10 protein-coding genes and 18 tRNA genes are annotated in these 15,783 nt (G+C 47.7%); 26 read left to right on the forward strand and 2 right to left on the reverse strand.

Annotated elements, in window-relative coordinates; genetic code table 11:
• The first annotated feature begins 16 nt into the window (after window positions 1-16).
• The 23 genes from M1E06_RS05255 to M1E06_RS05365 all read left to right on the forward strand — a co-directional run bounded on the left by M1E06_RS05255 (window position 17) and on the right by M1E06_RS05365 (window position 9,718).
• Window positions 17-92: transfer RNA gene (locus tag M1E06_RS05255), tRNA-Lys, on the forward strand.
• A 7-nt stretch (window positions 93-99) separates the two neighbouring features.
• Window positions 100-184, forward strand: a tRNA-Leu gene (locus tag M1E06_RS05260).
• Window positions 185-199: 15 nt separating this feature from the next.
• Window positions 200-271 (forward strand) — tRNA-Gly (locus M1E06_RS05265).
• 11 nt (window positions 272-282) lie between these two features.
• A tRNA-Arg gene (locus M1E06_RS05270) sits at window positions 283-359 on the forward strand.
• A gap of 8 nt (window positions 360-367) precedes the next feature.
• Window positions 368-444: transfer RNA gene (locus M1E06_RS05275), tRNA-Pro, on the forward strand.
• 6 nt (window positions 445-450) lie between these two features.
• Window positions 451-523: transfer RNA gene (locus M1E06_RS05280), tRNA-Ala, on the forward strand.
• Between the two features lie 25 nt (window positions 524-548).
• Window positions 549-622: transfer RNA gene (locus M1E06_RS05285), tRNA-Met, on the forward strand.
• A 5-nt stretch (window positions 623-627) separates the two neighbouring features.
• Window positions 628-704, forward strand: a tRNA-Ile gene (locus tag M1E06_RS05290).
• 7 nt (window positions 705-711) lie between these two features.
• Window positions 712-804: transfer RNA gene (locus M1E06_RS05295), tRNA-Ser, on the forward strand.
• Between the two features lie 24 nt (window positions 805-828).
• Window positions 829-905, forward strand: a tRNA-Met gene (locus M1E06_RS05300).
• A gap of 22 nt (window positions 906-927) precedes the next feature.
• A tRNA-Asp gene (locus M1E06_RS05305) sits at window positions 928-1,004 on the forward strand.
• Window positions 1,005-1,013: 9 nt separating this feature from the next.
• A tRNA-Phe gene (locus tag M1E06_RS05310) sits at window positions 1,014-1,089 on the forward strand.
• A gap of 22 nt (window positions 1,090-1,111) precedes the next feature.
• Window positions 1,112-1,187 (forward strand) — tRNA-His (locus M1E06_RS05315).
• Between the two features lie 8 nt (window positions 1,188-1,195).
• Window positions 1,196-1,269, forward strand: a tRNA-Gly gene (locus M1E06_RS05320).
• A 12-nt stretch (window positions 1,270-1,281) separates the two neighbouring features.
• Window positions 1,282-1,358, forward strand: a tRNA-Ile gene (locus M1E06_RS05325).
• Between the two features lie 6 nt (window positions 1,359-1,364).
• Window positions 1,365-1,439: transfer RNA gene (locus M1E06_RS05330), tRNA-Asn, on the forward strand.
• Window position 1,440: 1 nt separating this feature from the next.
• Window positions 1,441-1,531 (forward strand) — tRNA-Ser (locus M1E06_RS05335).
• 12 nt (window positions 1,532-1,543) lie between these two features.
• A tRNA-Glu gene (locus M1E06_RS05340) sits at window positions 1,544-1,615 on the forward strand.
• Window positions 1,616-1,799: 184 nt separating this feature from the next.
• The gene (glgB, locus tag M1E06_RS05345) at window positions 1,800-3,683 is read left to right on the forward strand and encodes a 1,4-alpha-glucan branching enzyme (RefSeq protein WP_020452703.1); all 1,884 of its coding nucleotides are present in this window, start codon (window positions 1,800-1,802) and stop codon (window positions 3,681-3,683) included.
• Complete coding sequence (locus M1E06_RS05350; RefSeq protein ID WP_020452702.1) at window positions 3,680-4,819, forward strand: glucose-1-phosphate adenylyltransferase; 1,140 nt, start codon at window positions 3,680-3,682, stop codon at window positions 4,817-4,819. The genes glgB and M1E06_RS05350 overlap by 4 nt, the downstream gene beginning before the upstream one ends.
• Before the next feature lie 26 nt (window positions 4,820-4,845).
• Complete coding sequence (locus M1E06_RS05355) at window positions 4,846-5,874, forward strand: GlgC family sugar phosphate nucleotidyltransferase (protein ID WP_025810959.1); 1,029 nt, start codon at window positions 4,846-4,848, stop codon at window positions 5,872-5,874.
• Window positions 5,871-7,352 (forward strand): glycogen synthase GlgA, encoded by a 1,482-nt coding sequence (gene glgA, locus M1E06_RS05360; protein WP_020452700.1) that lies wholly within the window; start codon window positions 5,871-5,873, stop codon window positions 7,350-7,352. The genes M1E06_RS05355 and glgA overlap by 4 nt, the downstream gene beginning before the upstream one ends.
• Window positions 7,313-9,718: a glycogen/starch/alpha-glucan phosphorylase gene (locus M1E06_RS05365; protein WP_216904372.1), complete on the forward strand. Its 2,406-nt coding sequence runs from the start codon at window positions 7,313-7,315 to the stop codon at window positions 9,716-9,718. Before glgA ends, M1E06_RS05365 begins: the two co-directional genes overlap by 40 nt.
• 27 nt (window positions 9,719-9,745) lie before the next feature.
• On the opposite strand, the gene M1E06_RS05370 is transcribed toward M1E06_RS05365, so the two are convergent.
• Both M1E06_RS05370 and M1E06_RS05375 read right to left on the reverse strand, forming a co-directional pair.
• Entirely contained in the window at window positions 9,746-10,498 is a 753-nt protein-coding gene (locus tag M1E06_RS05370) for a TraR/DksA C4-type zinc finger protein (protein ID WP_216904374.1), read from the reverse strand.
• A 107-nt stretch (window positions 10,499-10,605) separates the two neighbouring features.
• Window positions 10,606-11,538: a 1,4-dihydroxy-2-naphthoate polyprenyltransferase gene (locus tag M1E06_RS05375; RefSeq protein ID WP_020452697.1), complete on the reverse strand. Its 933-nt coding sequence runs from the start codon at window positions 11,536-11,538 to the stop codon at window positions 10,606-10,608.
• Window positions 11,539-11,806: 268 nt separating this feature from the next.
• Between M1E06_RS05375 and M1E06_RS05380 the strand changes: the two genes are divergently transcribed.
• Genes M1E06_RS05380 through menH form a run of 3 tightly spaced genes read left to right on the forward strand, consistent with a single transcriptional unit; the run spans window position 11,807 to window position 15,779 of the window.
• On the forward strand, window positions 11,807-13,231 hold the full coding sequence (locus tag M1E06_RS05380) for an isochorismate synthase (RefSeq protein WP_023855811.1): 1,425 nt from the start codon (window positions 11,807-11,809) through the stop codon (window positions 13,229-13,231).
• Window positions 13,228-14,970 (forward strand): 2-succinyl-5-enolpyruvyl-6-hydroxy-3-cyclohexene-1-carboxylic-acid synthase, encoded by a 1,743-nt coding sequence (menD, locus tag M1E06_RS05385; RefSeq protein WP_020452695.1) that lies wholly within the window; start codon window positions 13,228-13,230, stop codon window positions 14,968-14,970. Before M1E06_RS05380 ends, menD begins: the two co-directional genes overlap by 4 nt.
• A complete protein-coding gene (gene menH / locus M1E06_RS05390) occupies window positions 14,958-15,779 on the forward strand; it encodes a 2-succinyl-6-hydroxy-2,4-cyclohexadiene-1-carboxylate synthase (protein WP_025810960.1) in 822 nt (273 codons plus the stop codon). Before menD ends, menH begins: the two co-directional genes overlap by 13 nt.
• Window positions 15,780-15,783: the final 4 nt, after the last annotated feature.

A 15,783-nucleotide genomic window follows, 5' to 3' on the forward strand; every position in this document is an offset into this window, starting at 1 on the left:
TTTCATTGCAGTATTGGAGCCATTAGCTCAGTTGGTAGAGCATCTGACTTTTAATCAGAGGGTCGAAGGTTCGAGTCCTTCATGGCTCACCATTTTCATGCGGATGTGGCGGAATTGGCAGACGCGCTAGAATCAGGCTCTAGTGTCTTTTAAAGACGTGGGGGTTCAAGTCCCTTCATCCGCATTGCCAATCTATTTTGCGGAAGTAGTTCAGTGGTAGAACACCACCTTGCCAAGGTGGGGGTCGCGGGTTCGAATCCCGTCTTCCGCTTGATCATCTATGCGCCCGTAGCTCAATTGGATAGAGCGTTTGACTACGGATCAAAAGGTTAGGGGTTCGACTCCTCTCGGGCGCGCCATTATATAACGGGAAGTAGCTCAGCTTGGTAGAGCACATGGTTTGGGACCATGGGGTCGCAGGTTCGAATCCTGTCTTCCCGACCATTATTTGGGGCCTTAGCTCAGCTGGGAGAGCGCCTGCTTTGCACGCAGGAGGTCAGCGGTTCGATCCCGCTAGGCTCCACTTTGTTATCTTTAATATTCACCATGGCGGTGTAGCTCAGCTGGCTAGAGCGTACGGTTCATACCCGTGAGGTCGGGGGTTCGATTCCCTCCGCCGCTATTAAAGGACCTTTAGCTCAGTTGGTTAGAGCAGACGGCTCATAACCGTCCGGTCGTAGGTTCGAGTCCTACAAGGTCCACCATTGTTACGGAGGAATACCCAAGTCTGGCTGAAGGGATCGGTCTTGAAAACCGACAGGGGTGTCAAAGCCCGCGGGGGTTCGAATCCCTCTTCCTCCGCCATATATCTATTATTGTTTTGATCATCGCGGGGTGGAGCAGTTCGGTAGCTCGTCGGGCTCATAACCCGAAGGTCGCAGGTTCAAATCCTGCCCCCGCAACCAAATTTAAATTCATTGCCAAAATGGTCCGGTAGTTCAGTTGGTTAGAATGCCTGCCTGTCACGCAGGAGGTCGCGGGTTCGAGTCCCGTCCGGACCGCCATTTAATAAAGGCTCGGTAGCTCAGTTGGTAGAGCAACGGACTGAAAATCCGTGTGTCGGCGGTTCGATTCCGTCCCGAGCCACCATTTTACAATTTTATATATTGCGGCGGTTGTGGCGAAGTGGTTAACGCACCAGATTGTGGCTCTGGCATTCGTGGGTTCGATTCCCATCAACCGCCCCATGCGAAATGCGGGTGTAGTTTAGTGGTAAAACCTCAGCCTTCCAAGCTGATGTCGTGGGTTCGATTCCCATCACCCGCTCCATTTGCATATCATGGGCCTGTAGCTCAGCTGGTTAGAGCGCACGCCTGATAAGCGTGAGGTCGATGGTTCGAGTCCATTCAGGCCCACCATGATATTCCGCAGTAGCTCAGTGGTAGAGCTATCGGCTGTTAACCGATCGGTCGCAGGTTCGAATCCTGCCTGCGGAGCCATGGAGAAGTACTCAAGTGGCTGAAGAGGCGCCCCTGCTAAGGGTGTAGGTCGCGTAAGCGGCGCGAGGGTTCAAATCCCTCCTTCTCCGCCATTTTTTTAATAAGGCCCGTTGGTCAAGTGGTTAAGACACCGCCCTTTCACGGCGGTAACACGGGTTCGAATCCCGTACGGGTCATCATGTTAAACTCTGCATCATTATGATGCGGAGTTTTTTTATGCCTGTATGACTTCAGTCAATGTTCAAAAAGGATATTGTTGAACTTTGTCAATAAAAAGAAGCGCTTTCATGAAAGGGATCAAGCCATATTATGCGAATAAAAGAGTAATCTTTAAATATAGTGGCAGAAAGGATGAAATCAATGGCTGGTGTGAGTGCCTCGGATATTAAAGCGCATCTCTTTCATGACGGTCGGCTTTATGAATGCTACAGATTTTTCGGCGCTCATCAAATGGAACAGGACGGTCGCCAAGGTTTTCGCTTCTGTGTTTGGGCCCCTCATGCGAAGGAAGTTCGAATCGCCGGAACGTTTAACGGCTGGTCCGGTGCCCGGCATCAAATGGAGAAGCGTCATCAGGAAGGCATATGGGAACTGTTTATCCCCGGCATCGGAGAAGGGGAGCTGTATAAATATGAAATGATCACAGCCGCAAATGAAACAAAATTGAAGGCCGATCCCTATGCTTTTTTTTCTGAAGTCAGGCCGAAAACGGCATCGATCACTTATCAATTGGCCGGATACCCATGGGGCGACCGAAAGTGGCAAAAGAAAAAGAAACAAAAAAACGTATATGAAAAACCGATTTCCATCTACGAGCTTCATGTCGGTTCGTGGAAAAAGAAAGCGGATGGGCGTTTTTTCACATACCGGGAACTGAGCGAAACAGTCATTCCTTACGTTAAAGAACACGGATTCACACATATCGAGCTGATGCCGTTGACAGAGCACCCGTTTGACCGTTCATGGGGCTATCAGACAACGGGGTACTACAGTCCGACGAGCAGATATGGCGAACCGCATGACTTGATGTATTTTATCGACCAGTGCCATCAGCATGAAATCGGCGTCATTATGGATTGGGTTCCCGGCCATTTCTGCAAAGATGACCACGGCTTGTATTTGTTTGACGGTATGCCGCTGTATGAATATTCACATGAGCATGACAGGGAAAATTGGGAATGGGGGACCGCCAATTTTGACCTCGGAAAACGAGAAGTTCGCAGTTTTTTAATCTCGAATGCGTTGTATTGGATCGAGATGTATCACATAGATGGATTTCGAGTCGATGCAGTTGCAAACCTCCTGTATTGGCCAAACCGTCCTCAGGCTGAAGCGAACGGCTTTGCCGTCGAATTTATTCAAACTTTAAATGAACAGGTTTTTGCAAAAGATCCCCACTTTTTAATGATTGCTGAGGACTCCACAGACTGGCCGCTTGTGACGCATCCGACCTATGCAGGCGGTCTCGGGTTTAATTATAAGTGGAATATGGGTTGGATGAACGATGTATTAACCTATATGGAAGCTTCCCCAGAACAAAGAAAACACCTGCATCATCTTGTTTCATTCTCCTTAATGTATGCCTACTCAGAAAATTACATCCTGCCGTTCTCCCATGATGAAGTGGTATACGGCAAAAAGTCTCTGCTTCATAAGATGCCCGGCGATTACTGGCAGAAATTCGCCCAGTACCGCCTGCTGATCAGTTATTTTACGCTGCACCCGGGAAAAAAACTTCTCTTTATGGGCGGTGAGTTTGCTCAATTTGATGAATGGAAAGACGAAGAAGAGCTCGATTGGTTCTTGGACGATTTTGACATGCACCGCAAGGCCCGGATGTTTACAAAGGAGGCTCTTCACCTCTACAAAAAAAGCCGTATTCTGTATGAAAATGATCATCGGCAGCAAGGATTCGAGTGGATTGACGTCAACAATGCGGAACAGTCGATTGTATCGTTTATCCGCTATGGAAAACAGCCCGGTGAAGCGTTGATTATCGTCTGCAATTTTACGCCTTCCGTTTATCACGAATATCAGGTCGGCGTCCCTTTTCAAACCGGATATATCGAAGTGCTTAACAGCGATGATGCAAAATACGGAGGTTCACACCAAATCAACCCGAAACGCCTTCAAGCAAAAGCAGGCGTTCTGCATGGCAAACCATACAGCATCAGCATGACAGTCCCTCCGCTGGGAGCTGCGGTTTTCAGAGCAGTCAAAAAGAGAGGAGCGAAAAAGGGATGAAAGAACAATGTGTGGCTATGCTTTTGGCTGGCGGCAAGGGAAGCAGGCTGAATGCCTTAACGAAAAACCTCGCAAAACCGGCCGTTCCATTTGGCGGCAAGTACAGAATCATCGATTTTGCCCTCAGCAACTGCGCCAACTCGGGAATTCATCATGTCGGTGTGCTGACTCAATACCAACCGCTTTTATTAAACTCATATATCGGCATCGGCGAGCCATGGGATCTTGACCGCAATGACGGCGGGGTCTCCATTTTGTCCCCTTATGCAGAAGCGTCAGAAGTGAAGTGGTACAAAGGAACGGCAAGCGCGATTTATGAAAACCGCCATTTTTTAAAAGAGCTTCAGCCTGAACATGTACTCATCCTATCAGGAGATCATATCTACAAAATGGATTACGGAAAAATGCTCGAATACCACGTGGAGAAACAGGCTGACGCCACCATTGCCGTCATCGAAGTGAGCTGGGCAGAAGCCGGCCGTTTCGGTATCCTTCATACGAATGACAAGATGGAGATTACAAGCTTTGAGGAAAAGCCGAAATACCCGAAGAGCAACTTGGCATCGATGGGTGTCTACGTTTTCAAATGGAGCGTGCTTGAAGAGGCGCTTGAACGCGATGAAAAAAAATCCGGCTCAAGCCACGATTTCGGTAAAGATATCATACCGGCTCTTCTCGAGGAAAAGAAGCAGCTGAACGCTTATCCGTTTAAAGGGTACTGGAAGGATGTCGGTACGGTCAGAAGTTTATGGGAAGCTAATATGGATCTGCTTGGAGATCATCCTCCACTTGACCTGTTCGAACGGAACTGGCGGATTTATTCCGTCGCTCCGAACCTACCGCCGCAGTTTGTTGCCGAGCAGGCGGACATCAAAGAATCGCTCATTAGCGAAGGGTGCGCCGTATATGGGGCTGTCACCCGTTCGGTTATCTTTCAGCGCGTTGCAATCGGCAGACATTCCGCAATCAAACGTTCAGTCGTGATGCATGACGTTTCTATTGGAGAGCATGTTGAGATCGAAAATGCTATTGTATCGGCAGGAATTCGAATTCCGGACGGTTTTCACGCGAAGGCGGAAGATGGCGAAGTCCTGCTGATCACAGAGGAATATGTCAAAAAACATAAGGTTGTTTAAACAACACGGAGAGGCGGATGGTGCCAATGAATAAACAAATGCTGGGAATTATTGATGCAGCTGTCAACCAGCACTCTCTTCAGGATTTAACGGCCGGACGTTCGATCGGAGCCGTTCCATTTGCAGGAAGGTACCGGCTGATCGATTTTGCATTGTCAGGAATGGTTCATGCAGGCATTCGGAGTGTCGCTGTATTTTCCAAGTCTCCGTACCGTTCCTTGATGGATCATTTAGGATCGGGAAAAGAGTGGGATTTAAACAGGAAAAGGGACGGTCTTTTCTTTCTTCCGTCTTCGATTCCCCATGACGAGCATGTCGGGCTTGGTTCGTTTCGGCAATTTGCCGAGCATCTCGATTATTTTCAAAGAAGTACTCAGCCATATGCTGCTGTGGCAAACAGCTATACGGTCTGCCACATTCCTTTTCAAGAAGTGCTCAAACAGCACCTTGAATCCGGGTGTGATCTGACTGAAGTTTGTCAAGAAGGAAAACCTTTAGGTTTGTATGTCACGAAAAAAAGTCTGTTGAGAGAGATGGTTGAAGGGCATTGCGCCGGAGGAGCGCAATCTTTTGAGGAAGTCTGCCGGAAAGAGCGTGGTTCGCTATCCGTCAACAGCTATGAGCATTCGGGGTATACCGCCGTGATCGATTCCCCGGAAAGCTATCTCTTTCATAGTTTGAACCTCATTCAGCCCGTGTTTCGGGAGCAAATCTTTCATATGGGCCAGCCTGTCTACACAAAAATAAAAAACGATCCTCCTGTAAAATACGCTAAAAACAGCAGGGTAAAGCAATCGATTATCGCTAACGGCTGCGTCATCGAAGGTGAAGTTGAGAATTCGGTCTTGTTCAGAGGAGTTCACGTAGGAAAAGGAACGATCATTAAAAACAGCGTGATTATGCAAAAAACAAGGATTGGAGAAAACTGCCGGCTGGAGCACGTCATTTGCGACAAGGATGTCAAAATCGGCCATCATATCGAAATGTCCGGCACTATGAGCCTCCCTTTCATCATAAAAAAAGGAGCCGTACAAGGAGCGCTGATGAACTCTTGAAAGTCTTATTCGCTGTCTCTGAATGTGTGCCGTTTGTTAAATCAGGCGGGCTCGCCGATGTCGCCGGTGCGCTCCCGAAAGAACTCGCCCTTTTAGGAATAGAAACGGCTGTCATGATGCCGAAATACAGCTTGATTGCGGAAGATTTCAGAAGAAGGATGGTTAAAACGGCTGAATGCGAAGTTCGCGTCGGGTGGCGCAGGCAGTTTTGCGGCATTGAACACCTTGAACATGACGGAATTTCTTATTATTTTCTAGATCATGAGTATTATTTTAACCGGGATTCCCTCTACGGCCATTATGATGATGGAGAACGGTTTGCTTTTTTCTCGCGGGCCGTTTTGGAAGCATTATACGCGCTGAATTTTGATGCTGATGTCATCCATACCCATGATTGGCACGCAGGGATGATCAATTATTTATTAAAAGAGGAATATCAAAAAAAACCGTTCTATCAGCGCATGAAAAGCGTATTCACCATTCATAACCTTCAATTTCAGGGAATTTTTCCGAAGGAAGCGGTCCATGACTTGCTCGGCCTTGACATTTCCCACTTCACAACGGAAAAGCTCGAGTTTTATGGACACATCAATTATATGAAAGGCGGCATTATTGCCGCTGATCAGGTGACAACGGTCAGTCCGACGTACAGCAATGAAATTTTGACTCCATACTACGGCGAGCGGCTTGAAGGGGTGCTGGCAGACAAGAAGGATGTGCTGACCGGCATTTTAAACGGGATTGATGATGAGCTGTACGACCCTTTAAATGATCCTCACATCGATTATCATTACGATGCCGTCAACCGTGACGGAAAACGGAAAAATAAAGCTGTGATCCAGAAGACATTCGGTCTGCCGGTGAATGAAGACATTCCGCTCATCAGCATGGTGACAAGGCTGACGAAGCAAAAAGGCATCGATTTGATCAAGCGGGTATTGCACGAACTGTTTCAAGAAGAAGACATGCAGCTGCTCGTTTTAGGAACCGGAGAAGCGGAATATGAAAATTATTTTCGCTATATGGAGCAGGCTTTTCCGGAGCGGTGCAAGGCGTATATCGGTTTTCATGAACCGCTCAGCCGCAAGATTTATGCCGGCAGCGATCTTTTCCTGATGCCTTCAAAATTCGAGCCGTGCGGTCTTGGGCAGCTGATTGCCCTTAGATACGGAGCGGTTCCGGTTGTCAGGGAAACAGGCGGGCTTCACGATACAGTGACCGCTTACCAGGAAACAAACGGTGAAGGCAACGGTTTTACGTTCGCCCATTTTAACGCCCATGATATGAAGTATACGATTAAAAGAGCACTGTCTATATATCACCGGAAAGAAGAATGGGGCAGCATCGTTCAAAAAGCCATGACACATGATGTCAGCTGGGCTTTGTCAGCCCGTCAGTATCAGCAGTTATACAGCCGGGAGATAAAGGGGGAAGCGCCATGTTCTCGTGTAAAGAAGGCTTTAAACAATGCTTTTTGAAGCGTCTTGAACGGTTGTGCGGAAAAAGCTTTCGGGACTCTTCTACGCTTGACCAGTATCAGACGCTCGGCATCATGGTCAGGGAACATATCAGCGCAAACTGGATCAGGACCAATGAAAGGAGCCGCTCCAACCAAAATAAACAGACCTATTATTTATCGATTGAATTTCTTCTGGGCAGACTGCTCGGCCAAAACCTGCTCAACCTCGGCGTCCGTGAAGTTGTCCAAGAAGGTCTTTCCGAGCTTGGCATTTGTCTTGAAGACATCGAAGAGGCCGAAATGGATGCAGGCCTTGGCAATGGCGGATTGGGCAGGCTCGCGGCGTGCTTTTTGGATTCACTGGCTTCGCTCGACCTTCCCGGGCATGGGATGGGGATTCGCTACAAGCATGGCTTTTTCGAACAAAAAATCGTTGACGGTCATCAAGTCGAACTGCCTGAACAATGGCTCAAACATGGGTACGTCTGGGAAATCCGCAACGCCGATCAGGCTGTTTGTGTTCGTTTCGGCGGGCGGGTCAAGATGGCGCAGGAAGGAGGGCGCCTCCGCTTTTGGCAGGAAGAAGCGGAAGTGATGACAGCCGTGCCTTACGACATTCCGATCATCGGCTATGAGACCGAGACGGTCAATACCCTCCGGCTGTGGAATGCGGAGCCTTGCTCGCTCCATCATGAACCGAATATTTTGAAGTATAAGCGCGAGACAGAAGCTGTATCTGAATGCCTGTATCCGGATGACACGCATGACGAAGGCAAGATTCTCCGTTTGAAACAGCAATATTTTTTAGTATCGGCAAGCCTGCAAAGCATTGTGAAATGCTATAAGAAAAATCACCCGTCACTCCATGATTTTCATCAAAAAGTTGCGATCCATATCAATGACACCCACCCCGCTCTGGCTGTGCCGGAATTGATGAGAATTTTGCTTGATGAAGAAAAAATGACGTGGGATGAAGCGTGGCATGTTACCGTACATACGATTTCATATACGAATCATACGACGCTTGCCGAAGCGCTGGAAAAATGGAGGATCGATTTAATTCAACCGCTTCTGCCGAGAATTTTTATGATCATTGAGGAGATCAATGAGCAGTTTTGCGGCTGGCTGTGGGAAAAATACCCGGGTGAATGGGGAAGGATCGAAAAGCTAGCCGTCATCGCCCACGGCGAAGTGAAAATGGCCCATCTGGCGATCGTCGGAAGCTACAGTGTTAACGGCGTAGCCAACATTCATTCAACCATATTAAAAGAGCGGGAAATGAACGACTTTTATTCTGTATTCCCTTTTAAATTCAATAATAAAACGAATGGCATCTCACATAGAAGGTGGCTGTTAAAGGCAAATCCGCCGCTGGCGAACCTGATAACTGAAGCGATAGGAGACAGGTGGCTGAAAGAACCGGAAAGCCTCTTGGATCTTCGTCCGTTTGTGCACGATTCCGCGTTTCTTGAAGCATTTCAGCGCATCAAAAGGGAACGAAAGCAGCTTTTGGCAGACATGATGAAAGGCAGCATCGGATTCGCCATTAATCCTGACAGCATCTTCGATGTTCAAGTCAAGCGTCTCCACGCTTATAAGCGCCAGCTTTTAAATGTGCTCCATATCATGTATTTGTACAACAGGCTGAAGGAAGACAAAGGCTTTGCCATTTATCCGCAAACATTTATTTTCGGGGCAAAAGCATCGCCGACTTATCATTATGCCAAAAAGGTGATCAAGCTGATCCATTCAGTCGCAGATAAAATCAATCATGATCCGGATGTCAGACAATCGATCAATGTCATCTTTCTGGAAAATTACCGGGTATCAACCGCCGAGCGTATCTTTCCGGCGTCAGATGTCAGCGAGCAAATATCTGCGGCAAGCAAAGAAGCCTCCGGTACAGGAAACATGAAGTTCATGATCAATGGGGCTTTGACGATCGGCACGCATGACGGCGCCAATATTGAAATGCTTGAGAGGGTGGGGCCAGAGTGTATTTACACGTTCGGTTTAAAGGCGGATGAAGTGCTGAACTACACTGAAAAAGGCGGCTATCTGTCAAGGGAATACTATCAGCATGATGCAAGGATCAGACAAACGGCCGATCAGCTGATCAATGGTTTTTTCGAAGGGGAAGCCGGCGAATTTGAGCCGATTTATGACTCGCTGATCGCTTATAATGATGAATACTTTGTTTTAAAAGATTTTGCTTCTTATATTGAAGCGCAGGAACGGATTCAAAAAGACTACTTGAATAAGCGTTTTTGGGCCGAAAAAGCCGTCACAAACATCGCGCATGCCGGATATTTTTCAAGTGACCGCACGATCAGGGAGTATGCGGAAGACATTTGGAAAATTGAGCCGTATCACCGCCGAATTTAAAAACGCTAAGCCCCTGACCCGCGGGGCTTAGTCTTCTTCAGTATAAGGATCCTTTTCATAAGCCGGGAGATCACCGAAAGAGGTCATGATGCCTTCTTCATCAAGAAGGTCTTCATATTTTTCGTGTTCTTTCGTCGGGTAGACGGTTACTTCTTTTCCGGTAATGTCTGTTGCGGCATAGTTTTCGTAATCTTCGACATATCCGAGCGGCTCTTCATATTCCATGTACATCTGCCTGTATGAAAGCGGCGGAACGGCCAGATCCTGAGGTGTTTCAGAATTGCCGTAGCGTTCGACGTCCTGGTAAGCGTCTTCTGAATCGTATGCGACGTTTTCGTCGTCTTCGTCTTTTTCAAAATGTCCGAACGGGGGGTTCAGCACTTCTTCTTCAATCGGACGGTCTTTTGAAACGGAGACGGTTGACGAATGTTCGCTGCATGTCGTTGCGGTTGGCAGTACGGACAGCCTTTCATACGGGATATCCTTTCCGCATACCTCACAGCGGCCGTATGTTCCTTTTTCGATCAAAGCCAGAGCATGTTCGATATCGTGCAAATGCTCTCTTTCATGTTCAAAAAGAGCAAGATCTTTTTCGCGTTCGTACAGTTCTGTACCTTCATCTCCTGGATGGTTGTCATAAGCCGAAAGATCGCCCGTCGAGTTGAACGGATGCGTCACATCGATGCCAAAATGTCCGTTTTCTTTAAAGCGGCTGACGATCTGTTCTTTCCCGGCTTTCAGTTCATTTTCGAGTTTTGTCAACTGTTCTTTTGTTAGCACATGCATCGCCTCGTTTCTTTAAAGTGCTCGCGTTTTTAGTATGAACGAATTCAAACAGAACTTTCTTGTAAATAAAAGCAAAAAAAAGAGCCATAAAGGCTCCTTTTTTAAAAAATATACTGAATGAGCAGGGCAATGGCGAGCAAAAGGCCGAAAAAGGTGTTTGTCTGCGCCGTTGATTTCATGGCGACCATCAGATCCGCCGGTTTTTCTTTTTCCTTGAACTCCTGGATGGCTTTAATCGGTTTCGGCAGGCTTAATAGAACAATACAGCTCCACAGAGAAACGATCTCAAAGCCGATGTATATACCGATCAATATATAGGAAACAGCAAAAACCCAGCTCAAAATCTGTACGGCATTTTTTCTTCCAGCCAAAATCGGCAGCGTCTTCCTTCCGTTTTCTTTATCTCCGACCATATCGCGGATATTATTGGAAAGATTGATGCCTCCGACTAAAATCGTAATCGGAAGGGAGATCAGAAAGACGTTCCAAGTCAGCCCGCCAGTCTGAATATAATATGAAATCAGAATGATGACCATTCCCATAAAAACGCCCGACATAATTTCACCGAACGGCGTATAGGAGATTGGAAACGGTCCGCCCGTATAAAGATAGCCGACGGCCATGCATACCAATCCGATCAACGCAAGCCACCAGCTTGAAGAAGCGCAGATGTACAGGCCGAGTAAAACGGCTGCTCCAAAAAGTCCGTATGCCAGGTATAATACCGTCTTTGGCTTCATTCCATAGCGGACGATAGCACCGCCGATGCCGACCGAGTTTTCATTATCAAGTCCTCGTACAAAATCAAAATACTCATTGAATAAGTTCGTTCCGATTTGAATTAATATTGATGCGGCCAGCATAGCTAAAAACAGCCAGATATCAATTTTTCCCGATTCAAGGGACATTACGGTCCCGAGCGTTACAGGGACAAAGGCTGCTGTCAGTGTATGGGGTCTTGTTAACATCCACCATACGCGCCATTTTTCCGGCTTTATTTCAGAAACACTCCCTGAAAGTGATTGATGCTGCATATAGTATGACTCCTTTAGTTTTAATACGTACACGTCCATACTAAGTTTAGAAAAAGTTAAAAAAGGTGTCAATATAATGGGTGATATTGTTAGAAAAAAAGCGGCCGTCCAGCAATTCAAAAATATTAAATGACCTTGTCTTTTTCAATCGGCCGATTACGTTTATAATAGGTAAGGGCAGTTGTTAATAAAGTGTCGTTTTGTTGACACATACCGTTCACAGGTGTATGGTTATAAAAGCATTTTACGGATTTTGGAGGAATGTATCATGGTGACAACAGTGCAGCGCACTTTCCTAAGGGAAGCGCCTGAAGCATTAAACATCGTCAAAAAAGTCAACCATGCTGTTTTAATAAGTTATTCCAGAAAAATTGAGAGCATAGATGCTCTTTCCTTTTTCATAAATGGGGAAGAACAATTTGCCGGGAAACGGTTCTTCTGGTCTGATCCTGACGGCGGACTGACGCTTGTCGGATTGGGAAAGGAAATTTCGGTTTCCACAGACCTGAAGGATGCCGGACGTTATCAGGCTGTACATGAAAAATGGGAGCGCTTAAAAGAGAAAACCTTTCACTTCCACGAAGATCAATGCACGAGTCAGGCAGCGGTGGGGCCATTGCTGTTTGGCGGTTTTTCATTTGATCCGCTGGAAGATCGCAAGCAGCATTGGAACGGCTACCAGGAAGGCGCTTTTTTTATTCCTACCGCTATGCTGACACAGGACGGAGAGGAAACGTTCATTACGGTCAATAGATGGAAGGCTCCTGAAGAGGATGTGCGCAAAGTACTTGAAGAAATAAAGGGCGCTGCTTCACAGCTGATCAAGGCGGACGCTTCCCGTTATCCCGAAAACGGTCATGCGCGATTTACCGCCAAGGAGGAGCTTGATGTTCCTGAATGGCTTGAAGCGGTCCGGCGGGCGACTGACGACATTAAAAACGGGAAGTACGATAAAGTTGTGCTCGCCAGAGAGATCCTTTTAACGTTCGACCAGCCAGTCGAACTTCACAGAGTATTATTCAATCTGATGTCTGAACAAAAAACGAGCTATATATTCGCTATTGAAGAAAACGGCAAAAGTTTTGTCGGCGCGTCACCTGAACGACTGGTCAAAAAAGACGGAGACAACGTGCTGTCGACCTGCCTTGCCGGTTCAATCAAGAGAGGCGAAAGTGAGCAGGAGGACCGGATGCTCGGTCTTGAGCTGTTAAACGATGAAAAAAACCTTATCGAACACGACATTGTCGTCAATATGATCCATCAGGCGCTATTGTCAAATTGCAGCAATATCAAAAAGCCGGCCAAGCCGGGACTATACAAAACAAAAAATGTGCAGCATTTGTATACGCCGATTGTCGGCAAAATGAATGCGGAGTCCTCGCTTTTTGATTTAATCGAGAAGCTTCATCCAACTCCTGCACTTGGAGGAGCGCCTCAGCAAAAAGCGATTGAGGTCATCAGAGTGTTGGAGCCGATGTCAAGGGGCTGGTATGCGGCACCGGCGGGCTGGATCGACATGTCCGGCAATGGGGAATTTGCGGTGGCGATCAGGTCAGGACTTATCGATTCAAAAGAGGCCAGAATTTTTGCCGGCTGCGGGGTTGTGGCTGATTCCGATCCTCATATGGAATACGAAGAAACGCAAATTAAGATGAAGCCGATGCTGTCTGCACTTGGAGGCGATATCCGTTGACTGAAAATCCAATTACAAAATATATAGGGAATTTTATTGATGAGCTTTCTCTTGCAGGCGTGACAGAAGCGGTTATCTGCCCGGGATCAAGATCGACGCCCCTTGCGATTTTGGCCGCGAGTCATCCGGACATCAATGTTCATATTCATGTGGATGAAAGATCCGCTGCGTTTTTTGCAATGGGCATGGCAAAAGCTATGCGGAAGCCTGTCGCATTGATCTGTACATCCGGAACAGCTGCGGCGAATTTCTACCCGGCTGTGATCGAAGCTCATTATTCAAGAATACCGCTTATCATCTTAACGGCTGATCGGCCGCATGAACTGAGAGAAGTAGGAGCACCTCAGGCGATTGATCAGCAATTCTTATTCGGAAACTTTGTTAAGTTTTTCACAGACTCGGCTTTGCCTGACAGTCATCCCGAAATGCTGGCGTACATCCGTTCTTTGGCAGCACGCGCAGCCGGAGAAGCCAAAAAAGCGCCGCGCGGACCCGTGCATATCAACTTTCCGCTGAGAGAGCCGCTCATGCCGAACCTTGAGGATGAACCGTTTCAAAGGTTGAGAAACGGCAGTCATGTGGCGGTTGAAAGCGGCCGCTTTCGTGCTGACCGGCATCAGCTTGAAGCGCTGAGCGCTCTGATCAAAGAGACGGAAAAAGGCATGATCGTCTGCGGAGAGCTGCAAGATGATAACGCCAAAGCACATATTGTATCTCTCTCTCAGGCAGCGGGATATCCGATTTTGGCTGACCCGCTTTCAAACTTGAGAAACGGCAGCCATTCAAAAGAAACCATCATCGATGGATACGATTCATTATTGAAAGAAGAACAGCTGAAACGGGAGCTCATGCCTGAGCTAGTCATCCGCTTCGGCGCGATGCCGGTTTCAAAGCCGCTTTTTCAGCTGCTAAAGCAAAATCCGAGCATCAGGCAAATCGTTGTTGACCCAGATGGAGGGTGGCGCGATCCGACTCAGCTCAGTGCACATATGCTGCATTGCGCGGAAGAAGAGATTGCGGCTGCTGTGGCTTCCGCTGTCCATTCAGAAAAAAGATCAGACAGCTGGCTGGAGAAATGGCGGTTTGCCAACAGCCGCTTCCGAGCTCTTTTAAGAAATCTTGAAGCTGAGGATCTTACCTTTGAAGGAAATATCTACCGGAACCTGCAGCATTTGATTCCGGAAAACAGTTCCCTGTTTGTCGGAAACAGCATGCCGATCCGCGATGCGGATACATTTTTTGAAAATCAGGAGCGATCATTCCGGATTTTCGCCAATAGAGGGGCAAACGGGATTGACGGCGTTGTCTCGACTGCGCTGGGCATATATGCCGCAACGAAAGAACCGGTAACTCTTGTCATCGGCGATCTGTCTTTTTATCACGATTTAAACGGCCTTCTTGTCAGCAAAACGCTCGACATTCCGCTGACTGTCGTTCTCGTCAACAATGACGGCGGCGGCATTTTCTCATTTCTTCCCCAATCTGCTGAAGAAAGGTACTTCGAGCTCTTGTTCGGAACGCCGACGGGGCTCGAATTCGAGCATGCCGCCAAGCTGTATGGGGGACGCTATGTATGCCCTGAGTCATCCGCTCATTTTGCCGATGCGTATTTGTCCTCCGTCAACCGCCGCGGCTTGGATATCATTGAGGTGAAAACGAAGCGCGATGATCGTGTAGAGCAGCATCGCCGAATGCTTGATTCCGCAATGTATGAAATAAGAAAAGAGTGGCCGTTTTGAAATTAACACTGAAAGACGGCGTTTCCTATAAAATAGAAGACAATGGCCTGTCTGCGGAAAAAACGGCGGTGTTTTTGCATGGCTTTACAGGAAGTGCGGCAACATGGGACGGGATAGACGGCTATTTTCAGGGGCTGCGTCTGATCAAGCTGAACCTGCTCGGACACGGCGGAACAGACTCGCCGGCAGACAGCAGCCGCTACACAACAGAGAAGCAGGCAGCCGATCTGATCGAGATTTTTGATCAGTTAAATGTGAAACAGGCTTACCTCATCGGTTATTCAATGGGCGGCCGGCTTGCCTTATCAGTGGCGATGATTCATCCGGAGCGTGTGTCCGGTCTTGTGCTGGAAAGCAGTTCTCCGGGGCTTGATTCGCCGGAAGAAAGAAAAATGCGCAGGGAGCAGGACAGCCGGCTCAGCAGACGGATACTTGAAGAAGGAATCGAGTCTTTCGTAGATTATTGGGAAGGCATTCCGCTGTTTGCATCCCAGCTGTCAATGGACCCTTCGAAAAGAAAAAAAGTGCGTGAAGAACGTCTGAACAACAATCCGGTCGGGCTTCGAGGCAGCTTAATCGGAATGGGAACCGGATCACAGCCGTCCTGGTGGAACAGATTGAGCGGAATCGATGATCCGGTGCTTCTCATTGCGGGGAGCCTGGATCGGAAATTTATCGCGATCAATGAAAGCATGGCAAAGCGAATTCCAACTGCCCGCCTCGAGATTGTTGAACATACCGGTCATGCGGTTCATGTGGAAGAGCCCGATTTTTTTGGTAAAATAGTAAGTGAATTTATTTTAAAATAGGAGG

The organism is Bacillus sp. AK124, from assembly GCF_053903085.1.